This is a genomic window from Flavobacterium sp. 316 (assembly GCF_000967805.1).
GTDB classification, from domain to species: Bacteria; Bacteroidota; Bacteroidia; order Flavobacteriales; family Flavobacteriaceae; genus Flavobacterium; species Flavobacterium sediminilitoris.
In genome coordinates, this window is record NZ_JYGZ01000001.1 from 385,277 (window position 1) to 408,716 (window position 23,440).

General features: G+C 28.1%; 21 protein-coding genes and 3 tRNA genes. 9 read left to right on the plus strand and 15 right to left on the minus strand.

Going from position 1 to position 23,440, the window contains the following annotated elements:
- The first annotated feature begins 46 nt into the window (after positions 1-46).
- Together SY27_RS01715 and SY27_RS01720 are read left to right on the plus strand one after the other, a co-directional pair.
- Positions 47-2,617: a T9SS type A sorting domain-containing protein gene (locus SY27_RS01715; RefSeq protein ID WP_045966811.1), complete on the plus strand. Its 2,571-nt coding sequence runs from the start codon at positions 47-49 to the stop codon at positions 2,615-2,617.
- Positions 2,618-2,772: 155 nt separating this feature from the next.
- Positions 2,773-4,236 carry a lipopolysaccharide biosynthesis protein gene (locus SY27_RS01720; RefSeq protein WP_045966814.1) on the plus strand — a complete coding sequence of 488 codons (1,464 nt, stop codon included), beginning with the start codon at positions 2,773-2,775 and terminating at the stop codon, positions 4,234-4,236.
- A 92-nt stretch (positions 4,237-4,328) separates the two neighbouring features.
- On the opposite strand, the gene SY27_RS01725 is transcribed toward SY27_RS01720, so the two are convergent.
- The 3 genes from SY27_RS01725 to SY27_RS01735 form a co-directional block, all read right to left on the minus strand.
- Positions 4,329-5,009 (minus strand): hypothetical protein, encoded by a 681-nt coding sequence (locus SY27_RS01725; protein ID WP_045966815.1) that lies wholly within the window; start codon positions 5,007-5,009, stop codon positions 4,329-4,331.
- 202 nt (positions 5,010-5,211) lie between these two features.
- Entirely contained in the window at positions 5,212-5,538 is a 327-nt protein-coding gene (locus SY27_RS01730) for a CCC motif membrane protein (RefSeq protein WP_045967450.1), read from the minus strand.
- Positions 5,539-5,552: 14 nt separating this feature from the next.
- The gene (locus SY27_RS01735; RefSeq protein WP_045966817.1) at positions 5,553-5,828 is read right to left on the minus strand and encodes a DUF2752 domain-containing protein; all 276 of its coding nucleotides are present in this window, start codon (positions 5,826-5,828) and stop codon (positions 5,553-5,555) included.
- Between the two features lie 93 nt (positions 5,829-5,921).
- On the opposite strand from SY27_RS01735, the gene SY27_RS01740 reads away from it, so the two are divergent.
- Positions 5,922-6,101 carry a hypothetical protein gene (locus SY27_RS01740; RefSeq protein ID WP_045966819.1) on the plus strand — a complete coding sequence of 60 codons (180 nt, stop codon included), beginning with the start codon at positions 5,922-5,924 and terminating at the stop codon, positions 6,099-6,101.
- Positions 6,091-6,648: a Smr/MutS family protein gene (locus tag SY27_RS01745; protein WP_045966821.1), complete on the plus strand. Its 558-nt coding sequence runs from the start codon at positions 6,091-6,093 to the stop codon at positions 6,646-6,648. The genes SY27_RS01740 and SY27_RS01745 overlap by 11 nt, the downstream gene beginning before the upstream one ends.
- Before the next feature lie 30 nt (positions 6,649-6,678).
- Here the strand turns inward: SY27_RS01745 and SY27_RS01750 are convergent, their stop codons facing one another.
- A complete protein-coding gene (locus SY27_RS01750; RefSeq protein WP_045966823.1) occupies positions 6,679-7,212 on the minus strand; it encodes a hypothetical protein in 534 nt (177 codons plus the stop codon).
- 109 nt (positions 7,213-7,321) lie between these two features.
- Here SY27_RS01750 and SY27_RS01755 point away from each other — a divergent pair, with 109 nt between their 5' ends.
- Positions 7,322-9,076 (plus strand): glucose transporter, encoded by a 1,755-nt coding sequence (locus SY27_RS01755; RefSeq protein ID WP_045966825.1) that lies wholly within the window; start codon positions 7,322-7,324, stop codon positions 9,074-9,076.
- An 18-nt stretch (positions 9,077-9,094) separates the two neighbouring features.
- On the opposite strand, the gene SY27_RS01760 is transcribed toward SY27_RS01755, so the two are convergent.
- From SY27_RS01760 to SY27_RS01785, 6 genes are all read right to left on the minus strand, one after another.
- Entirely contained in the window at positions 9,095-9,667 is a 573-nt protein-coding gene (locus SY27_RS01760) for a hypothetical protein (protein WP_235270876.1), read from the minus strand.
- 2 nt (positions 9,668-9,669) lie between these two features.
- Positions 9,670-10,851 (minus strand): hypothetical protein, encoded by a 1,182-nt coding sequence (locus SY27_RS01765; protein ID WP_045966827.1) that lies wholly within the window; start codon positions 10,849-10,851, stop codon positions 9,670-9,672.
- Positions 10,851-11,939, minus strand: coding sequence for an AI-2E family transporter (locus tag SY27_RS01770; RefSeq protein WP_045966829.1), 1,089 nt, complete (start codon positions 11,937-11,939; stop codon positions 10,851-10,853). The genes SY27_RS01765 and SY27_RS01770 overlap by 1 nt, the downstream gene beginning before the upstream one ends.
- Positions 11,940-12,007: 68 nt before the next feature.
- Positions 12,008-12,958 carry a zinc metalloprotease gene (locus SY27_RS01775; protein WP_045966831.1) on the minus strand — a complete coding sequence of 317 codons (951 nt, stop codon included), beginning with the start codon at positions 12,956-12,958 and terminating at the stop codon, positions 12,008-12,010.
- 347 nt (positions 12,959-13,305) lie between these two features.
- The gene (locus SY27_RS01780; RefSeq protein ID WP_045966833.1) at positions 13,306-14,067 is read right to left on the minus strand and encodes a C40 family peptidase; all 762 of its coding nucleotides are present in this window, start codon (positions 14,065-14,067) and stop codon (positions 13,306-13,308) included.
- A 61-nt stretch (positions 14,068-14,128) separates the two neighbouring features.
- Complete coding sequence (locus SY27_RS01785) at positions 14,129-15,307, minus strand: acetyl-CoA C-acyltransferase (protein WP_045966835.1); 1,179 nt, start codon at positions 15,305-15,307, stop codon at positions 14,129-14,131.
- 265 nt (positions 15,308-15,572) lie between these two features.
- Here SY27_RS01785 and SY27_RS01790 point away from each other — a divergent pair.
- The 3 genes from SY27_RS01790 to SY27_RS01800 all read left to right on the plus strand — a co-directional run bounded on the left by SY27_RS01790 (position 15,573) and on the right by SY27_RS01800 (position 15,832).
- Positions 15,573-15,656, plus strand: a tRNA-Ser gene (locus SY27_RS01790).
- Between the two features lie 13 nt (positions 15,657-15,669).
- Positions 15,670-15,744 (plus strand) — tRNA-Pro (locus SY27_RS01795).
- Positions 15,745-15,758: 14 nt separating this feature from the next.
- A tRNA-Arg gene (locus tag SY27_RS01800) sits at positions 15,759-15,832 on the plus strand.
- 60 nt (positions 15,833-15,892) lie between these two features.
- Here the strand turns inward: SY27_RS01800 and SY27_RS01805 are convergent.
- On the minus strand, positions 15,893-16,312 hold the full coding sequence (locus SY27_RS01805) for a thiol-disulfide oxidoreductase DCC family protein (protein WP_045966837.1): 420 nt from the start codon (positions 16,310-16,312) through the stop codon (positions 15,893-15,895).
- Positions 16,313-16,325: 13 nt separating this feature from the next.
- Positions 16,326-18,494, minus strand: coding sequence for a DNA mismatch repair protein MutS (locus SY27_RS01810; RefSeq protein WP_045966840.1), 2,169 nt, complete (start codon positions 18,492-18,494; stop codon positions 16,326-16,328).
- Between the two features lie 77 nt (positions 18,495-18,571).
- Here SY27_RS01810 and SY27_RS01815 point away from each other — a divergent pair, with 77 nt between their 5' ends.
- The gene (locus SY27_RS01815; RefSeq protein WP_045966842.1) at positions 18,572-19,240 is read left to right on the plus strand and encodes a uracil-DNA glycosylase; all 669 of its coding nucleotides are present in this window, start codon (positions 18,572-18,574) and stop codon (positions 19,238-19,240) included.
- Positions 19,241-19,489: 249 nt separating this feature from the next.
- Here the strand turns inward: SY27_RS01815 and SY27_RS01820 are convergent, their stop codons facing one another.
- From SY27_RS01820 to SY27_RS01830, 3 genes are read right to left on the minus strand one after another with little or no spacing between them, the layout of a single operon-like run.
- On the minus strand, positions 19,490-20,668 hold the full coding sequence (locus SY27_RS01820; RefSeq protein ID WP_045966844.1) for a serine hydrolase: 1,179 nt from the start codon (positions 20,666-20,668) through the stop codon (positions 19,490-19,492).
- Positions 20,658-21,104 (minus strand): PH domain-containing protein, encoded by a 447-nt coding sequence (locus SY27_RS01825; protein WP_152640679.1) that lies wholly within the window; start codon positions 21,102-21,104, stop codon positions 20,658-20,660. The genes SY27_RS01820 and SY27_RS01825 overlap by 11 nt, the downstream gene beginning before the upstream one ends.
- A 3-nt stretch (positions 21,105-21,107) precedes the next feature.
- Entirely contained in the window at positions 21,108-23,420 is a 2,313-nt protein-coding gene (locus SY27_RS01830) for a GH92 family glycosyl hydrolase (RefSeq protein WP_045966846.1), read from the minus strand.
- Positions 23,421-23,440 lie beyond the last annotated feature (20 nt).

The window sequence follows — 23,440 nt, forward strand, 5'->3', positions numbered from 1 at the left end:
TTTTATGTTTGCTAATCAACAAATTAACAAATTAACAAATTAAAACATGAAAAACTTTATTAAATTTTGGATTACAGTCTTGTTTGTAGGCCAGTCTTATGGTCAGGAAATTGAAAAAAATGATGAATTTTTTGGAATAATAGAAAACACAAATTTATCTATTGAAGAAATTGAGAAAATTGGGAATGCTCGATTTAAAAAGGATGAAACAGGTAAAACAACTGTAGATACTGGTCGTGGAAGTGGGTATAAACAATTTCAACGATTTTTATATGAGCGTTATTTCCATTTAAATGAAGGTGGATATTTAGTTTCACCTGTTGTAGAACAAGAAAACTATTCAAGAGCAGTTACTGATCCAGAAAACCTTTTAAAAGCAGCAGCAGGAACATGGACAAATGATGGACCTTATAGTTGGAATAGAACATCTGGTTGGAATCCAGGAAATGGAAGATTAACCACAATGGCTATTCATCCTTCTTATCCAAATACTATCTATGTAGGTTCTCCTGGAGGAGGAGTTTGGAAAACAACAAATGGAGGAAGTTCTTGGCAGCCATTAACAGATTACAACTCTTCATGGATGAATATTTATTCTTTAGCAATTGATCCAGCAAATGCAAATATTATTTATGCAGGAACATCGAGTGGCGTTATTTTTAAATCTACAAATGGAGGATCTAGTTGGTCTAATTTAGGAACTGGTCCTAGCGGTAATATTAAAAAAATAGTAGTTCATCCATCAAACTCAAGCATTGTATTTGCATGTGCAGCAAATGGATTATGGCGTTCTACAAACAGTGGATTAACTTGGACAGTGACAACAGGAACTCAAAATTTACGAACAGAAGATGTAGAGTTTAAACCTGGAAATCCAAATACAATGTATGCTTCAGGAGACTATATTTGGTTGTCTACAGACAATGGTCAAACATGGCAAAGACTCGATTCTACACATGGAATTTCAGATTTTAGAAGTAGAATCCTTTTAGCAGTTACACCAAATAATCCAAATGTTGTTTATGCTGTTCAGGCAAGTTCAAATAGAAACACTTTTGGTAAACTATATAGATCTACAAATAGCGGAGCTAGTTATTCAACAATGGTTACAGGAAATACAACTGGAAAAAACTATTTTGGATACAATACAAATGGTATTGATACTAGAGGTCAAGCTTATTATGATATGGCAATTTGTGTTTCTCCATCTAATTATAATGAAGTTCATATAGGTGGGATTATTACATGGAAATCAACTAATGGAGGAACTTCGTTTACAGCTACTACAGAGTGGAGTTTACCAAATTCAACAGGATATAATCATGCAGATATACATGGTTTAGAATTTATGGGAAATACTTTATACTCATTATCTGATGGAGGTATTTATAAAAGTACAAATAATGCTAGCGATTGGATTAATATTTCAAACGGACTTTCTATTAGACAATTTTATAGAATGGGAAGTTCTGCTACCGATTCAAATATTTATACTGGTGGAGCACAAGATAATGGTTCAGTAGCCAAAAATGCATCAGGTTATAGAGATTGGTTAGGTGCAGATGGAATGGAAGGAATGGTAGCTCCTAATAATCCAAATTATATATACGGAACCTCTCAAAACGGCCAATTGTATTCTTCAAGTAATGGAGGTTCAACAAGGAGTACTTTATTTAATATGGGAACATATGGAGGTGCTTGGGTAACTCCTTTTGTAATGCATCCAACAAGTAATTCTATAATTTATTCAGGAGCAAATGGTATTTATAAATCGATAAATGGAGGAAGTAGTTTTAGTAAAATTTCAGGAACTAGCGTTGTAGGAACAGTATCTGATTTAGCATTGTCTCCATCTAATCCTTCGGTTATTTATGGATGTGTAGGAACTAAAATTTATTACTCTAATAATGATGGTACAAATTGGTATACTTATACTAGCCCTAAAGGAAGTGTAACAGATATTGCTGTAGATCCAAATTTATCGAATGTTATTTATTATACTACAAATAATGCTACTACAACAGGAGGAAGAGTTTTTAAATTAGATGTAAATACTGCTACAACTACAGATATTTCAGGGACATTGCCTAAAATTGCATTCAGATCGATAGCTATTGAATCTACAACGGGAAAAATATATGCAGCAGGCAATATAGGAGTGTATGCTTCTGCAAATAATGGAACTTCTTGGACAAATATTACATATAATTTACCATCAGTTGCTATTAATGAAATTGATATTCAGAAAAGTACTGGAAAATTGAGAGTAGCTACTTATGGAAGAGGTATTTGGACATATTCTTTATCTGCAAAAGTAGCATCAAAATTATCAAGTGAAGATGATATTAAAATCATAGACAATATAGATACTGAAAGGAACATTTTTCCTAATCCAGCTACAAATAACTTAAATATTAATATTGCTAAATATGATAATATAGCAACTATTATTATTTCAGATATTCACGGTAGAGTGGTAAATAGAATCGATAATTTAACTAAGTTGACTAATGATATCTTAGAAGTTGATATTACTACATATGAAAAAGGAGTGTATATTATACAATTCTATGATTCAAATGGAATATTAGATTCGGCTAAATTCTTGAAAGAATAAAAAAAGGATATTAGATAAAAAATATAAATAGCTTGATTTTTTTCAAGCTATTTTTTTGTGCTTCATTTTATAAGTAAAAAAATTAAAAACGTTTTCTTTTGTTTTAAAGTATTATTTTTGAAGTCTTGTACTTAGATATAAATCCTAAAAATTTTATGGGAATAGTAATTAATCAATCTATAAAAAACACTATAATAACTTACATTGGTTTTGCTATTGGAGCATTGAATACCTTGTTTATGTATGTGCAATTCCTTGGTGATACATATTATGGTTTAGTAGGATACATTCTTTCAGCAGCTAATATAATGATGCCTTTAATGGCTTTTGGAGTACACAATACATTAGTTAAATTTTATAACGAATTTGAAACTGAAAAACAAAAATCGCAGTTTCTTACCTTCATTTTGTTTTTACCTTTTATTTTAATTATTCCATTTTCATTAATTGGGTATTTTGGATATCATCAAATAGCTTCACTTTTATCTAAAAAGAATTTTATAGTTTATGATTATGTATGGCAAATTCCAGTAATCGCTTTATGTATGGGCTATTTTGAAATTTTTTATGCTTGGGTAAAAGTACATTTGCAATCTGTTTTTGGGAATTTTATTAAAGAAGTTTTCCTTCGAATATTAATTACAATATCACTTTTGGCTGTTTATTATAATTTTATAACACCTGTTCAATTTGTATTTGCTTTAATGGGAATTTATCTAACAATGACAATTATAATGAAGTTATATGCTTTAAGAGTTAAAATGCCTTCATTTCAATTGGTTATTCCAAAAAATGTAAAAGCAATTATTTGGTATTGTATCTTTATTATTTTATCTGGAAGTGTGGCAAATTTACTATTAGAAATTGATAAATTTATGTTGAATTTCTATATTAAAATTGAAAATATAGCATATTATTCAGTAGCCATTTTTATCGCAACAGTCATTGCAGTTCCAAGTAGAGCAATGCACCAAATTACTTATCCAATTACAGCAAAATTAATGAGTGAAAATAAACACGATGATTTAAATAATTTATATAAAAAAACATCTATAACCTTGCAAATTATAGGTGGTCTTATATTTATAGGCATCATTCTTAATATTCATGAATTATATAAAATAATGCCTGCTGATTATTCTGAAGGTATTTTTGTGGTTTTTGTAATAGGATTATCTAAATATTTCGATTTAATTTTAGGGAATAATAATGCCATTATTTTTAATTCTAAATATTTTAGTGCGGTTTTAATTTTAGGGTTATTATTGATAGGTGTTACAATTTCACTAAATATAGTTTTTATTCCAAAATTCGGAATAAAAGGAGCTGCTTTTGCTACATTAATTTCAATAACATTATATAGTTTATCAAAATTACTTTTTGTTGTTTTTAAAATGAAGTTGTATCCATTTACAATAGCTACTCTTAAATCGTTTGCTCTTTTAATAGTCACTTTTGTATTGTTTTATTTTTGGGATTTCGGATTTAATCCTGTTTTAAATATCGTATTAAAATCAATTTTAATAACCGCTTTTTATTTAGGATTATCATACTATTTGAAATTATCTTCAGATATAAATTATATTATAAATAGTGTTTTTAAGAAAATTAGAAATTAAAAATCCTGCTTCGCATTTCTGCTTCACAGGATTTTAACAAACTAAACCAACTAAACTATTTTATGAAATTTTTATTCTAAATTAACTAAACTCTATTTTTTTAATTCCTTTATATCTTCTTTAGACATTTTTGTTTTTGTACCATCTTGACGATAGTAGTAGTAATCATTTTCGTTATCATTTGATCCATTTCCATATTCATAATGATTAGTTGCTTGATAATGATTGTTACTTTGGTAGCTGTTTGAACGATTTGAAGCGTTTACAAAACCTACTATATCTATAATACAACCATGTCTGTCATACATTATTCTTAAACCACCTATTTGTGAAAGAGCAAAACTATTATATCTCATATATACAGATCCAATTCTTTTTACTCTACCTGTACTATCATAATTTATAAATACATTTCCAACTCTTCTAACTCGTCCCATATAATCATGTTCAATTTTTGTACCATTATTTCTTGGACTGTTATAGTAAGTATTTCCCCTTGTACGAACGCCAGGTGCTCCATACGTTCTGTTTACATTTCTTCTTGAATAAATTCCAGATGAAGTCGTTTCAACAGTATTAAAATCAAGTTCTCCATTTGGAAAAACATAAAATTCAATTCCTCTTTCCATAAAAACAATTGGTTCTGCAAATCGATAATCTACAGGAGGATAAATTCTATTAACATCATCAAAAACCTTTTTTTCTGATGCTTTTGCAGAACTAAATCCTAAACTTAAAACTGCAATAACTAATAGTTGAGTAATTTTTTTCATAACACATCAATTTAAGGTTAAACTTTCAACATTCAGTAGAATTAATTTTCTAATGATGTTGCTCGATTAGTTATAAACAATTTGTGTGCCAAAAAAATAAAATTAATTTTATTTCTATTTATGTTTTTGATTATCAGGTGTTTATTTGTAATAAAAAAATCCAGCATATAGCTGGATTTCTTTTAAATTATATATTGAAAAATTATCTGTTTTGCATTTCCTCAATCATTCTCATAAGTTTTTCGTTTGATTCTGCATATTTACCAGTTGCTATAAGATATATTAAATAGATAACAAAAACAGCACTAATTGCTAAACTAACTATGTTAACAATTTTCCAAGTGTTTAAAGAGCCAAGACTATATTGTTCAGGATTTGCATAATATAATTTTTCTGATTGATTAGCTAAATATAATCCAATGGCAGATAATACTAACCCAAGTATTCCATTTGTACAGCAACAGCCAATGAATGATAAAATTCCTAAGATCATTACAGCTTGTTCATTTGGTAATTTTTGTTTTTCCATAATTATAGTTTTTATTAATTGTTTATTTTTATCAGGTAAGAAGTAATCATTATAATTCCATTTATAATAGCAAACCATTTTATATAAGAAGTATATTTTCTTGATTTATCAATAAAATGTAATGAAATGAATAAAAAGAATGGAATAAGTGTATAAATAGCTGGATACATTTTAAAAGCAGCAATAAACTCTCCTTTTAATATCAAAATAAATGCTCTTTGAGTACCACAACCTAAACATTCAACACCAAAAAGTGTTTTACTAAAGCAAGGAATCATATATTCTTCCATAATTTGTAAAAAATTTATACAAGTTTACAAAAAATAATAATGTAAAAAAACTAGCTTTTATTTTTTAGTTTATATTTGAAGAAATAAAATAAAATGACGAAATTTTTATATGTAGTATTATTTTTTGCTTTTGGACTATTTGCATTGTATGAACAATCGCAACCAGAACCAAATAAATTTTTAATGATTGGATCATTAGTTATCTTTATGGTTGGACTCTACAAGATAATGAATAAAATTCCAAGTAAAAACGATAGTGAAGATGATGAATAATTTTGAAATAGGGGATAAGGTTTCAGTTATTGATGATGCAATTGATGGTGTAGTTCTGAAAATAAATAATAATGAAATTACAATAACGACAAATGATGACTTTGTTTTAACTTATAAAAAAGAAGAATTAGTTAAAATCAATAAAGAATCATTGACGAATCTATTTTCTTCAAAAAATGTTTCCCAAGTATTATCAGAAAAAGCAGAACCTATAAAACGCTCTTTTACTAAAGAGAAAAAATCAAAGAAAGAAGATTTTGTTTTAGAAGTGGATTTACATATAGAAAAATTAGTTCCTTCTAAAAAAGGATTATCTAACCATGAGATTTTGAATATTCAAATGGATACAGCAAAAGGACAATTAGAATTTGCAATAAGAAATAGAATGCAAAAATTAGTCTTCATACATGGAGTAGGAGAAGGAGTTTTAAAATCTGAACTAGAATTTCTGCTAGGACGATACGAACAAGTGAGTTTTCAAGAAGCTAGTTTTCAGAAATATGGCTTTGGTGCAACAGAAATATATATCAAACAAAATATAAGATAATAAAACAAAACAAATTGTTGTCTTGTTTTATTATATGTCTATTCTATAATCTCCAAAAATGTAGTTTGAAAAGCTAAATGAATTATCACTACTTGAAAAATTTACATTCGTAAATGTAATATTGTGAATATGTGCAATAACTTCATTTGTATTTGGATCTCTAACTTCATTTGTTTCTACAGAGATTGTTCCACCAGTAGCTACCCATTCTTTAGCTACAGTAGGAGACGAAACAGGAATAGTAGAACAAACAGTTGATCTTGATACTGTTCCAGTATATTTTCTATAAATTACTTGACTATTTGAATTAATTGGAACAGTTCTAGGTCCAGCATCTCCAGTTTCTTCGGGTATAAAAAGTGTATTATAGCTTGTGTTTAATAAATTAATTAATAATAATTCATCATTTTTTGTTTTAAACAATAAATTTTCTTCTAATAAATCATTTGCATCGCAATCTAAAATAGTTTGACCTTCAAAATTAAAAGATTCTAAAGTTATATCTCCATCATCACAAGATGTTAAAAGTACCAAAATAGATAGTATAGAAAATAGTTTTCTCATTATTTAATAATTTTAGCAAATTTAAACGAATAATTTTATATTTGACAAAATCTTTACAATTTCATAAAATAGAATATCTTTAATTTTTTATAATCTAACAACGCAACCTATGGATCCTAATCTTACAAAAACCAATTATCCTGCTTTATATACACTTATTACGGTTTTCTTTTTTTGGGGATTTATAGCGGCAGGAAATAGTATTTTTATTCCATTTTGTAAAGATTATTTTTCGTTAGATCAATTTCAATCTCAATTAGTAGATTTTGCATTTTATACAGCTTATTATATTGGAGCTTTGTTGTTATTTGCTTTTGGAAATGTAAATGGAAAAGATATAGTAGGGAAATGGGGTTATAAAAAAAGTATTGTTTATGGTTTGTTATTTTCAGCATTAGGAGCAGGAGCTATGATTATTGCTGTAGAAGCAAGTGTTTATGTAGGAATGTTGGTAGGATTATTTATAGTAGCTCTTGGTTTTTCACTACAACAAACAGCAGCAAATCCGTTTGCAATTTTATTAGGAAACCCAAAAACAGGTGCTAGTAGAGTAAATCTTGGTGGCGGAATTAACTCATTTGGAACTACTATTGGACCAATAGTTGTTGCTTTAGCATTGTTTGGAACTACAGCTTCAGTCTCAGATGAGCAAATTAAAGCTTTAGAATTAAATAAAGTAGTGTTATTATATATAGCAGTCGGGCTTTTATTTGTTGCAGCAGCAGCATTGTTTTATTTTTCTAAAAAAGTACCAAGTGGAATTGTTAGCGAACCAATAGAAAAAGCGAATAAAGCATTAAAAACTTTAATTGTTATGACTATTTTATTGGGAGCTATGTTTACACCAATATTTCAAAGTTATAAAAGTGATGAAGCGATAGCTATTGTTAAATTGGAAAAACAATTAAACGAATTAAAGAAAAACTTAAAAGAAGCTAAAACGAGTGAAGTTAATGACATTGTTTTAATAGAAAATGAAATAAAAACGATTAAAGAGCCATTAGAACAAGAAAGAATGTTATGGCTTTCGGGTGCTTTATTAGTTATTTTGGGAGGCATATTATTTTCTTATACATCTGCAAGAAAAAAAGCAGAAGGTTGGGGTGCTATGCAATATCCTCAATTAGTATTGGGAATGTTAGCAATCTTTACCTATGTTGGAGTAGAAGTAGCTATTGGAAGTAATTTAGGAGAACTATTAAAATTAGAGGAGTTTGGAAGCATGCAATCGTCAGATATTGCTCCTTATATTTCTATGTATTGGGGAAGTTTAATGATTGGTCGTTGGGCTGGAGCAATAAGTGTTTTTAATTTAACAGGAACTAAAAAAACGATCGCATTGATAATTGTTCCTTTAATTGCATTTGCAATAATTTTAGGTGTTAATATTATTTCAGGAAAAGATATGAAACCATTGTATTATTATGTTTTATGTGTTTTTGCTCAGATTATGGCTTTCTTTTTAAGTAAAGACAAACCAGCTCGTACTTTAATTATCTTTGGACTATTTGGTGTTATAGCTATGTTAGTTGGACTTTTTTCAACAGGAATTGTCGCAATTTATGCTTTTCTAGCAGGTGGATTAGCATGTAGTATTATGTGGCCATCGATCTTTAGTTTATCAATTATTGGATTAGGAAAATATACATCGCAAGGATCTGCTTTTTTAATTATGATGATTTTAGGAGGTGGAATTATACCTCCTATCCAAGGAAAATTATCTGATATTATAGGAATTCATCAATCTTATATTGTAGCTGTTATTTGCTTTGCATATTTAACATTATTTGCTGTTTTAGTAAAAGGGATTTTGAAAAAACAAAACATTGATGTTGATGTAATAGAAACCGAAGCTAGTCATTAAGAAAAAATAAAGTACTTTTTATTCAACGCAATGTAAATTTTCTATAAAATATTTATTTGGATGAAAAGTACTTTTTAATAGTTCAGATTGAATTTCTTTTTCAATTACATAATCTTTTGATCCTCCTAAATATTGAATTCTCATTAAACTAATAGGAGAGCGTTTCAATTCTTCATAATTTGTTTTAGTAAAAACAAAATAACCTGTTATAATTCTAATATTACTTTTATCTTCTTCATTATATGCAAGAGCAGAGCAAACATCTTCATTTGCACTTAAAAGACTTATAATTTTACCGTTTTCTAATTGTACAATTATTCTTGAAGATTTATTTAAACAGTTTGTAGTAATAAAATCCTGACTTTTTTGAATTTGCTGAATTATTAATGTAGGAACTCCATTATTATTCATTAAACTAAACTGTAAAAACTCTCTAGAGCTACCAAAGACTTTCTCATAAATTAATTCTTTAGGTAATATTTTAACAGATGTAGAGTCTGTTTTTTCCTCATATTCGTATGTACATGTTTTTGTCTGAGCAAAATGCATAAAAGGAATTAGTATAAACAAGTAAATTAAATTTTTCATCATTTTTATATTTTAGAGCAAAGTAAGATTATTTTATCGTTATTAATGTTTGTTGTAAAAAAAGCAAAAACTGTTCCACCATCTTTAATTTTATATTTTTTCTTTATTTCTTCAGGTTTTAATGGGAAATTTCGTGTTGATACATTCATTTTCGAATTCACAATTTCATCTTTAATTTCTTTCTTTTGAAAAGGAATTATTTTATTAACCTTAAAAGACCTTCCTGGAAAAGAAATTTTGTTATTTGAAGTGTATAAATGAGAATGTTGATGTAATTTATTAATACTAAAAATTTCAGATATAGCATTAAAATTTCCAGATTTTAAAAGAGCAGCATTTGGTTCGTATAGATAAAGTTTAGGTAATGAAAAAGTAGCTAAATAAGTTTTGTTGAAAATTGTTTTGATACTCGAAACAGTGTCTTTTTCAATATTTGTAGCAATTAAGGTTATCTCTCCTATGTAGTCTTTCTCAATTTCCCAAAGTAATTCTTTTACCTCATTTTCAATTGCAACAATATGAATATTTTTAACAAATTGTAATTCAGATAAACCAGCTTGAATATCTAATATTGGAGCTGTTTTAATTAAAATGAAAGAAGTATATTTAAAATAAAAATCTAATAATTTAGGAACATTTGGCTCACAATCTTCCAAAAGAAAAACTTTTCCTTTTTTATCATTCCGTCTAGAAGGATCAATATATATGCAATTAAAAGTTGTATTTAAATTTTCTAATATTGTTGAGCTATTACCAGAAAAGCATTCAATATTTTTTTTATTTAATTGTGTATAATTATGTTTTACAATAGTTGAAAGTTCATCGTTTATCTCACAATGAAAAACTTCTTCAAAAGAATTTGAAAAGTAATAATCGTCTATTCCAAAACCGCCAGATAAATCAATCAAATTTTTTCCTTTAATGATTGATGCTTTGTATTTTGCAGCTTTTTCAGATGAAGTTTGTTCAATTGATATTTTTGAAGGATATATAATATTTTTTGTAGCAAACCAAGTGGGTAATTTTTCTTTTGCTTTTTGTTTTGCTGCAATCTGATTTATTATTTCAGGATATTCAATAGAAGTAAAAACATTTTTTTGTAAGGCAAGTTTATTTATATTATTATCGATATTCTGAGTAATGAAATCCTGAACTTCATTATTTAATAATAATTCTATGTTATTCATTAAATATTTTTAGTTAAAGCTTTTATAATTCTATTATCAGGTAGAAATTCTTTCCCAATTACTTTTAAAGCAGTATAACTTGGAACAGCAATAATCATTCCTGTTACACCAAATAAAATCCCTGAACATAAAATGACTAAGAAAATTTCTAATGGATGCGATTTTGTACTTTTTGAAAAGATGATAGGCTGACTGATATTATTATCAATTAATTGAACAATGAACATTCCTGTTAACACATAAAGAGTTGTTGGTAAAGTTTCATTTATAAAATCCTGACCAATTCCACTTATCATTATTAATATTGAAGCTACTATTATACCAAGTAAAGGACCTAAATATGGAATAATATTTAAAATAGCACAAAGTAATGCAATAATAAAGGCATTCTCAATACCAAATATCAAGAAAACAATTAAATACAGAACTAATATTATAAATAATTGTATAAGTAAACCAATAAAATATCTAGAAAGAAGATGTTGAATTTTATCTATTGATATTAAAATTTTATTTTTTTGATTCCTTGGTAAAACGAATTTAAATATTTTAAATGCTTGGTCTTTTTCTTTTAAAAGGAAAAAAGAGATGAAAAGAACAGAAGCTAACCCCATTCCAAAATTTCCTACAAGATTTACAATACTATTAAAAATATCTGGAATAAAATTAAAATTGATTTTTGAAGTAATATCAGAAGTAGATATTAATTGTTTAAAATTAATATTATGAGATTCTAAATAAATGTCAATATTACTAATTATTTCATTATAACTGTTTTCTAATGTATTTATATCTAAAAGAGATAAATTATCACCTTGAGAAATTAAAAGAGGAACAAATAATAATATAAAGCTAATAATAAAAAGGATGAAAAGAATAAGTGTCGTGATTACAGCTAATGTGCTTTTAAATTTTAATTTCAACTTTAAAAACTCTACTAAAGGGTTTGCTATTAAAGAAAAAACAACTGATACAACACAATATACTATTAATGTGGATAGTTTGTAGCATAAAAAGAGAGTAAATAAAACTCCTGCTAAAATAAATATAGTCCTTAATAATCCGTTTGATAATTCTTTTGAAGTCATAAATCAAAAGTATAAAAAAACTCGCTATTTCAAAGCGAGTTTTTATTTATTAAAATATTTTTTCTAATTTATCTAAATGAAGCTCTTGGTCCTGAAGTTGAAAAAGTAGCTAAAATTCTGCTTTTTTGTCCGTTAGAAAACATATACATTCCTCTATCATCAGTATAATCCATATAATTCATATACATTTCTAAAGGCGTTCCAGARCATGTACTTCTATGTCCTACAGCAGGAACACCATAATTTGCAGTATTATGTACTGGAGTGTCGCTCACTAAGTCATTTCCACAAGTTGTATCACCCCAAATATGACGTAAATTCATCCAATGTCCYACTTCGTGAGTTCCTGTTCTACCTAAGTTAAAWGGRTAAGTTGCAGTTCCTGTAGTTCCAGTGTATCTAGAATCAGCTACAACACCATCAGTTGCTGATGATCCGCCGGGAAATTGTGCATATCCTAAAATTCCACCACCTATTGTACATATCCAATAGTTTAATTTTGTAGTAGGAGAAGTAGGAGCAATACCACCTGTACTTGTTTTTTTCATRGCATYATTTGTTCCCCAAGATGTTTTAGTAGTAGATTTTCTAATRACTCTATCTAAAACAAARCGRATTCCTACATTAGCTCTTACRCTRCTATATGGRTTRTTWGSAGTRTTATAATCTGAATTTTGAGCATTAAAATCTTTGTTTAATACATCAATTTGAGATTGTAATTGCGCTTGCGAAATATTTTCTGCTGAAGTTCTATAAAGAACATTAAATACAACAGGAATTTCYAATACACCATTTACTATTCTACCTTGAGTAATAGCATTATCAATTTTTGATTCAATTTCTGCCATTCTGCTTGCTAAAGTAGGGTCTTCTTTTAATTGTCTGTCAAGAACGTCATGAGAAGCACAACCTCTATGAGCAGTTGTATTTGCTTCTGGTGTGTCTGTAATTGTGTTTTCTTCATTGTTACATGAAATCATAAGCAATAAAGCTGCTGCTGATAATAAGAATTTTTTCATAATGTTAATTTGTTTGGTTGTTGAATTGTTATTAACATTGCAATTATATGATGAAAAAATTATGTTTTTAACTAAAATATAGAATTAATTATGTTTTTTTATAATTATTTTTTCTATATAATTGTTTTTTTAGTTATTTGATAAAATTAACATGAAAATTCTTCTTGATTCTTACAAAAAAAGAAAGATCTAGTTATAGAAAAGACCTGTTTTGGTAATATTGATATTTTTTATGTATATATAGTTAAAATCAAAATTTTATTTTTAAAGTGAAAATTTGTGCTAATCTATATGTAGATTAGATTGAAATTATATAAAAAAAGACCTCTAATTTTAGAGGTCTTTTTTTATATAATTTTCTTTATAACTCTTAATTTATGGGTATGACGATTAATTTCAGCATTATAAATTCCAAGATGATCTAATCTGTCTATCCTAACTTTTCCAGAAGCATGAATAATATAATTGTTATCCATCATTATGCCTACATGTATAATGTTTCCTTCGTCATTATCAAAAAAGGCTAAATCACCAGGTTCACTTTCTTCAATAAAACTTAGTGCTTCTCCTTGTGATGATTGTTGAGAAGCATCTCTGAGAATTTTGTATCCGTTTAATTTATAAACCATTTGTGTAAAACCAGAACAGTCAATACCAAAAGGACTTTTTCCTCCCCACAAGTAAGGAGTATTTAAGTACATAAATGCGGTTTTAATGATATTAGATTTATCTTTAATTCCAGATATCCTAGATCCTTCAAAAAGGAAATTAGGAGTGTTGATAATTTTTGAGTCAATAGATGAAACACAACTTCCTAACGGAATTGGAATTAGTTGATTATCATTTGTAGTAATATATTCAATAAAATCACCATTAAGTACTACATCAGAGTTTTCAATTAAATTGAATTGATCTTCATTAATATTTAGAAATTGTTTATTATCAATCCAACCAATGTAACTATCAAAGGCTGTTTCGATTTTGACCCATTTTTCAATTTGTTCTAATATTTTGAAATGATCACCAAATAGTAATTGCGAAACTTGTTCGCTTCTATCTGAAGGTTCAAGTCTTATCGGTACAATTGCCAAGTTAGAAATTCCAAACATCTAAATTAAGATATATTGTGTTTTTTTAAGTTTTAAAGATAAATGATTAAAGAATAATAAATTATGCTTTTTCAATAATTATAGCTGAAGCACCACCACCACCATTACAAATAGCTGCAGCTCCAAGTTTTGCATTATTTTGATTTAATACACTTAATAAGGTTACAATAATTCGAGCACCAGAACAACCTAGAGGGTGACCTAGTGAAACGGCACCACCATTAACATTAACTTTATCATTATCTAAACCTAATATTTTAGTATTTACTAAACCAACTACTGAAAAAGCTTCATTTAATTCAAAGTATTCAATATCTGATAATGATAAACCAGCTTTGTCTAATGCTTTTGGTAATGCTTTTGCAGGAGCAGTTGTAAACCATTTTGGTTCTTGTGCAGCATCTGCATATGATTTTATATAAGCAAGTGGTTTTAACCCTAATGCATTGGCTTTTTCTTCGCTCATTAGTACTAATGCAGCAGCACCATCGTTTATTGTAGAGGCATTTGCAGCAGTAACAGTACCTTCTTTAGTAAAAACAGCCGATAAAGCAGGTATTTTTTCTAGTTTAACATTTGTGTATTCTTCATCTTTAGAAACAATGATTGCATCACCACGTCTTTGAGGTACTTCAACAGGAACTATTTCTGAGTCAAATTTTCCAGCTTCCCATGCAGTAGCAGAACGTGTATAAGACTGAATAGCATAATTATCTTGTTCTTCTCTAGAAATCTTATGTTCAGTAGCACATAAGTCAGCAAATACTCCCATTGCATTATTATCATAAGCATCTACTAATCCATCTTTTTGCATTCCATCAACTAATGACGTTGGTCCGAATTTCACACCATTTCTCATGTGTACATAATGAGGAATCAAGCTCATGTTTTCCATTCCTCCAGCAATAACAACATCAGCATCTCCACTCATAATAGCTTGTGCACCTTGCATAACAGCTTTCATTCCACTAGCACAAACTTTATTAATAGTAGTACAAGGTACATCATCAGAAATACCCGCAAAAAGAGCAGCTTGTCTTGCAGGAGCTTGACCATTTCCTGCCTGTACAACATTACCCATTAGAACTTCATCAACTTCTTTAGGGTCTAAGTTTATTTTATTTAAAGCGCCTTTTATTGCAGTTGCTCCTAATTTTGTAGCAGGAACACTTGATAATGCACCCATAAAACTTCCTATAGGTGTTCTTACAGCAGAAACTATGACAACTTTCTTATTCATGATTTATTTTTTTAGATTGAATTGCGAATTTACTATTTTTATTGGTAAATTTGCATGATTTCTGATTTTAGAATTAAAAATCTTATTAGGTAAAGTTAATAAAAGCTTTTAGGATAAAAATATTTTTACTGTATATTATTGATTAATAGTTTGTTCTGAAAAATATATAAAAAATATTAAAAATTTATTGTAAAAATGTTGTGAATAGCAATATAATGTCATAGATTTGCAACCGCAAAAAAGATGAGTTCTTTATCAGATTATTGGAGAGGTGCCGGAGTGGTAACGGAGCAGATTGCTAATCTGTCATCGGGTAACCGATGCCAGGGTTCGAATCCCTGTCTCTCCGCTTTTTTGTTTTTCGGGGTGTAGCGTAGCCCGGTTATCGCGCCTGCTTTGGGAGCAGGAGGTCGCAGGTTCGAATCCTGCCACCCCGACGAAAATAAATTTTGGTTGCGTAGCTCAGCTGGATAGAGCAACTCACTTCTAATGAGTAGGTCCCAGGTTCGAATCCTGGCGCGATCACAAAAAGCCTTGCATTTGCAAGGCTTTTTTGTTTTAAATTCCCTTCTATAAAAGATATTCTTATAAAAATTTAGCTTTTAATTCTGGTGTAGGAATCATGCAGGCTTCTTTTTTCCCATACCATTTATATCTATTCTTAGCTATATAATCATAAACACCATTTTTTATCACTTTTGGAAGGAAATTAAGGTAACTTATAAGTTTGTAGATACCTTTTAGTTCTCTCGCAATTAAAAGAGCTGCTTCTGCTTTATAGTAATAGGCAATTCTAGGTTCATATAATATAATAGAATCAATAGATTCAGTATTAATACCAGTATGTTTTATGATTTCTTGTCCTATTTCTGACTGTATGGCTGTGAATCTAAATATATCTTTTTTATCATGCTTTATTATAAATTGTACGGATGAATCACAAAGGTTGCAAACTCCATCAAATAAGATGACTTTTTTATTTTTAGGGATGTCTTTAATTTCCATAATGTTTTTTATTTTAGAGAGGTTGAATGTATTCTAATTGATCTAAGCTTACTTTTGATGTGAAAATACCATAGTTAACAATAGCTTTATTTTTTTCTATTTTGTCAATTGTACCTATCGCTTTTCCTTCACTCATTCGAACTCTATCTCCAACTTTTAGAAGAACTTTTGGTTTTTCAGCTTCTATTTTTTGAGCTTTAATTTTTTTCTCTTTTTTCTCAATTCTAATTTCTTCTACTTTTTCTTTTACTTCTTCAATAATCTTTTTTTCTACAATTTCTTTTACTTTTTTTTCTTTAGCTGAAATTTTCTTTCTTTTTGAATTTTCAATTTCAACCATTTTTAAGAAGTCGCCAATTAATGTTTTTTTATCCTTATTATTAAAATATTTTTCGGAAATATCATCTAATCGTTGCCCTAAATAAATTAATCGTTGGTTAGCATCATACAATTCTTGATAACGTTCCAGTTTATCTTGAATTTTCGCATTGATATTCTCCATTTTTTTACTTTCTTCACGAGCTTTAGATTCTTCTTCTTTTAAATTTTGTGAAGTTTTTTCTAATTTAGAACGCTCTTTTTGAAGTGTTGCTATTGTTTTATCAAAACGAACTTTACTTCTTTCTATTTTCTTTTTAGCTCGATTAATTAAACCAAAAGGAATTCCGTTTTTTTGTGCTACTTCAAAGGTGAAGGAACTTCCGGCTTGTCCTAAATGTAATTTATATAAAGGTTCTAATGTTTTTTCATCAAAAAGCATGTTTGCATTAATAGCGCATGGTAATTCGTTTGCTAAAATTTTTAGATTAGTATAATGCGTGGTAATAATTCCAAAAGCTTCTCTAGCATAGAACTCTTCTAAAAAAGTTTCAGCTAAAGCACCACCTAATTCAGGATCAGAACCTGTCCCAAATTCGTCAATTAAGAATAAAGTTTTAGCATTACATTTCTTTAAAAAGTAATTCATGTTTTTTAATCTATAGCTATAGGTACTTAAATGATTCTCAATAGATTGGTTATCGCCAATATCTGTTAGAATACGGTCGAATAAAAAAGTCTCACTACGTTCATGAACTGGAATTAAGATACCTGATTGTAGCATTAATTGTAATAAACCTATGGTTTTCAATGAAATGGTTTTTCCTCCAGCATTTGGTCCAGAAATAACAATAATCCTACTTTCGTTATCTAATTCAATAGTTTGTGGATGCACTATTTCGTTTTTAGCTTTATTATTTAGATATAAAATAGGATGAAAAGCATCTCTCAAATACAAATGTTTTTCTTCAGTAATTTTAGGTAAAATACCATTAATAGCATTAGCATATTTGGCTTTAGCTGAAATCAAATCAATATCAGCTAAGAAGTTCTGATATTCTTCTAATAAGCTTTTATAAGGGCGAATAACATTGGTTAATTGTTTTAAAATGCGAATAATTTCCTCTCTTTCATCTTGTTCTAATTCGCTTAACTCTCTAGAATAGCGTAATGTTGCTTCAGGTTCAATATAAACAATACTTCCTGTTTTTGAACTGCCTAATAATGAGCCTTTTACTTTTTTTCGATACATAGCTAAAACAGCTAAAACTCTACGATTTTCAACAACTGATTCTCGAATGTCATCTAAATAACCTGATGAATTATATTGAGAAAGTGCAAAACCAAAACTTTGATTTATTTTTCCGCGAACTAATTGCATACTTTTTCTAATATTTACTAAATCAGGTGAAGCACTATCTTTTATTTCTCCATATTTATCAAAAATAGTATCAATGGCTTTGTTGATTTCTTTAGTACTTTCAATTGTTAGTGCTTTTTGATTTAATTTTGGATAATAATCATGAAACTTTTTTAGAAAGTGTAAAAGCGTATTGGCAGTTTCTGCAACATGAGCAATTTTCTTAAAGCTATTAATATCTAGAAAGCTATCTTCAATGCCTAGAAAATGTAAATCTTTAGTAATGGTTTCAAAACCATGATTAGGAATTGCATTATTATTAGAATAAGATGCAACATATTCTGAAGTTTGATGTAATTCAATTATTAATTGTTCTTTGTTTTTAAAGGGAACAATTTGTTGTGCTTTTTCTTGACCTATTTCGGTATTACATTTATTAGAAATAGTTTCTAAAATAGTATGGAATTCTAAATCTTGTAAGGTTTTATCGGTAACTGAAATCATTCTTTTTATATCGATTTTATATGCAAATTTACATTCAATTGAACTATAAATGTATATTTTTGGTAAAATTTTATACTATGTTCCCAAAAATTGAAGCTTCTTGGCAAACGCACTTGCAAAACGAGTTGGAAAATGATTATTTTAAAACTTTATTGCAAAATGTGGAAACCGAATATGCAACTTACGAATGTTATCCACCAAAAGAATTAATTTTTAATGCTTTTAATCAATGTTCGTTTCAAAATACAAAGATTGTTATTTTAGGACAAGATCCTTATCATGGAATTGGTGAGGCAAACGGTTTGGCTTTTTCTGTGAATGATACTATAAAAATTCCACCTTCTTTGCGAAATATTTATAGAGAAATTAATACTGATTTTGATGTTGTTTTTGAACCTACATCAGGAAATTTGGAACGTTGGGCAAAACAAGGAATTTTGTTATTAAATGCTACATTAACCGTAAGAAAAGATACACCAAATAGTCACAAACATTTGCATTGGCAACAATTTACAGATAAAGTAATAGAAATATTGTCTAATAAAAAAGAGCATTTAGTTTTCTTACTTTGGGGTGCTTTCGCGCAAAAAAAAGCTAAGTTTATAGATGCATCCAAACATTTGATTTTAACTTCGGGTCATCCTTCACCTATGAGTGCTAATCAGGGTAAATGGTTTGGGAATAAGCATTTTAGTAAGGCAAATGAATATTTAAAAAGTATTGGGAAACCAGAAATAGATTGGTAGACTATTTCTTTTTACCAAGTATTATTTTTAAATCAATAATGAGATATGTTATAGCTATGGAAATTCCAAAAATAGCATTTGTATTAAAATTGCCATCTATTAAATTATAAAGTAAAAAGAATATTATAAAAAGACAAAAAGGATAAATAAGTAATCTTCTTAATGTCATTTTTATACCAAATTCAGTTTATCATAACACCTTAAAAATCTACGTAAATTATTTAGAGGTAAGGTAAACATTAATACTATTTATTCTTCTTCAACCTCAAAAGGATAATTTCCGAATAAAGAAGATAATCGCTTTGTTTGATAAACTTTTCGAGTATATTTATTTGATAAAGCTATCATTGTAACAGTGTCTTTTTTCAATGTAATATATGCCGAAGTATTGCCATGCCACCAGCCATTATGATAATATAATGTTGTATAATCATCCCATTCGTTCAAACGTATACCTAATCCATAATTTTTGACTCCTTTTTTTTCATAGCTATATCCTTTGTAAGCAAGCTCTTTAATTTCTTTACTTAAAAAGGTATTTGAATATGTTGCTAAATCAAATTGAAGTATATCTTGAGGTGTTGAATAAATGTTTTTATCACCATAAATAGCATCTAAATGATCAAAAGGAATTTCTTGCCATGTGCTTTTATAAGATTTAGAAATAGTATCTTTTTGCTTGTTTAATTCAAAAACAAAAGTATTTTTCATTCCAATAGGTTCAAAAAGCAATTTATTCATAGCTTCAGGAAATGATTGCTTTGAAATTTTCTCAATGACTAATGCTAATAAAGCATAATTTGTATTACAATAACTAAATTTAGTATTAGGAGTAAAATCGAGTTTAATATTCTTGGTGGATAGTAATGATAAAATATCAGTATTTTTAAGTGTTTTTGTTTTATCCCAAATGGAATCATTCTCACTAAAATAAGCATAATTAGCTAAGCCACTTCTATGATTTAAAAGAGATTCAATAGTTATGTCTTTATATGGGAATTCAGGAAATATCGATTTTAATGTTGTGTTTAGTTTTAACTTATGATCGTCAATTAATCGTAAGATAACAGATGCAGTCATAACTTTACTTACAGATGCTAAATGTAATGGAGTAGAAGCTGAAATCTTCTCTTTCTTATTATAATTAGAAAAACCTTGGTAATCTTCAAATATTATTTTTCCATTTTTTGCTACTAAAAACGAACCGCTGAAGTTGTCTATATTAATATTTGTATCATAAAAGTGTTTTATTTCAGTTTGTTTTAGTTTGGAATAGTCTTTATCTAAATTGAGGAAAGAAGGAATATAATTTATTGTAGAATTGATCTTATTTATAGGAGCTATATTTTTTATTTTCTTCTCTTGACATGAAAAAAAGGTAGTACTAATTATAAAAATAAGCAGTACTGAACGAAAATTAGAATGCATTTTCAGAATTTAGTATTAGTATATTGGGGTTAATTTCGAGTAGGCTTTTCAGAAAGGCTTCTTCATTTGAAGGCGATATATATATATCATCGTAGGTATTATAAGTAATAATTAAACCTTTTGAATTTAGTGCTAATTTCCATGTTACGGGAACAATAATACCATTATGATTTTGAATTTTTTTTATTGATTTTATATCAATTTCTTTATTAAATGGACCAGATACACAAAATAAGGTTGAATGCTTTATTTTATATTTAGTATGCAATAAAATCCAAATCAATAGTACTACACTTAAATAATTTATTGTAGCTACAATAATGAAACTCAGAATATCTTTAGTAGAAAAGGCAGGATAAGTAACCCCAATAAGCATTATAACTATACTAAAAAATATAGTCTTATTAAAAGTGCTTATTGAGGATCTAAATTGCAAAAATTATTTTTTTATGAATTTTTTATTTGGCTTAGAACTCATATAAAAGATAAGTTCACTACCATTTTCAATATCTTCGTGGCGCAAAGATAGAGTATTAATTAATTTTCCATTTAACTTAATTTTATTTACATAGATATTCTTATCATTATTATTGATCGTTTTTATAGTGAATTTATTGCCATTTTCTAAAGAAATAATAGCTGATTTTATGGATGGACTTCCTATTGAATATTCAGTAGAACCTGGGTTTACAGGATAGAATCCTAATGTGCTAAAAATATACCAAGCACTCATTTGTCCAGCATCATCATTGCCACATAAACCGTCTTCTTTATTGCTATACATTGTATTTAAAATCATTCTAACTCTTGATTGCGTTTTCCAAGGTTCGTTAGTAAAATTATATAAATATGGAATATGATGACCTGGCTCATTTCCATGAACATAATTTCCAATTATTCCATCTCGTGTAATATCTTCATTATGTTCTATGTATTTATCTTCTATAGGAGTTGTAAAAATTTTATCAAGATGTTTTGAGAATGCATCTTTTCCATCCATCATTTGAATCATTTTATCTATTTGATGTGGAACATAAAGTCCATAATTCCATGCGTTTCCTTCTATAAAGCCTTGTCCATGTGTGTCTAACGGATCAAATTCTTTTCTCCAATTTCCATTAGCTAATTTTGGTCTCATGTAACCAATTTCTTTGTCGTAAACGTTTAAATAATTTTCAGAACGTTTTAAATATTCATTATATTTTTCAGTATTATTTGCTTTTTTTGCAATTTGAGCAATACACCAATCATTATAAGCATATTCTAACGTTTTTGAAACAGAAGAAGAACTTTTATCTTCAGGAACATATCCTAAATTCATATAATATTCTAAACCATCAAAATAAGGAACTGTTGCTGTATTTGATGAAGCTAAAAGTGCTTTGTTTAAATCAACATCTGTTGTCCCTTTTGCTATAGCATCAGCAATTACTGAAACAGCATGATAACCAACCATACACCAATTTTCGTTAGCATAATGACTCCAAATAGGTAACATATTATGCACACTTTGATCGTGATGTGCTAACATAGACTTAATCATATCATTATTCTTTTTAGGTTGAATAATGTTGTATAACGGATGTAAAGCTCTGTAAGTGTCCCAAAGAGAAAAGACAGTATGATTTACAAAACCATCTGATTTATGTATGTTTTGATCTAAACCTCTATAGCTTCCATCTACATCTTCATAAATTATAGGACTTAACATACTATGATACATAGCAGTATAAAATGTTTCTTTTTGTTCTAATGTTTCAGTTTCAATGTCAATTTTTGAAAGTTCTTTATTCCATTTTTCTTTTGTTTCATTTTTAATTTTCTCAAAGTCCCAATGTGGTAATTCGGTATTTAGATTTAATAAAGCTCCGTTAGTACTAACTGAAGACAAAGCAAATTTAATTTTGATTTTTTCATTTTCCTCTGTCTTAAAATTAAAGTAAGCTCTTAAATTTTTTCCAGCCATTTCTGGAAAATTGTGCTCTTCATTAAATTTTCTATAGAAACCATTATACTTTGTTTTATCATATTTTTTATGACCATAACTTGTAAATGGTCTTGAAAATTGCATAGCAAAGTACACAAATTTAGTTCTTGCCCAGCCATTGGTTTGTTTGTAACCTGTAATTAAAGAATCATTCTCTACTCGAATAAATGTCCAAGTATTTTTATCATCGTGTAAATAAATATTTGAGATTAAATCTAAAATAATATGAGCATCATCTGATTTTGGGAAAGTATATTGATGAAAACCAACTCTATCTGTGGCTGTTAATTCAGCTTTGATATTATAATCATCTAGCTTTACACTATAATATCCAGGTGAAGCTTTTTCGTTATTGTGAGAAAATTGAGAGTGATAACCACTTTTAGGTTGTTTTGCATCGCCAGGATTTAAATTTAAAATACCAGTTGTTGGCATTATTAAGAAATCACCTAAATCAGAATGTCCTGTTCCACTTAAATGTGTGTGACTAAAACCAAAAATAGTAGCATCATCATATTGATAACCTGCGCAATATTTATAAGTGTCTGGATTGTATTTTCCATCTTCAGTAAACATTACTTGTAAATTTGTTTCAGGACTTAATTGTACCATTCCAAAAGGAGTTGTTGCTCCAGGGAAAGTATGTCCCATATTTTTTGTTCCAACTAATGGATTTACAAATTGAGTAAAATCTTTATTTTGTGCAAAAATTGAAAAACCAATAAAAAATAATAGGTAGCTATATTTTATTTTGTTTGGATACATTGCGTTGTTGTTTGTTTTTG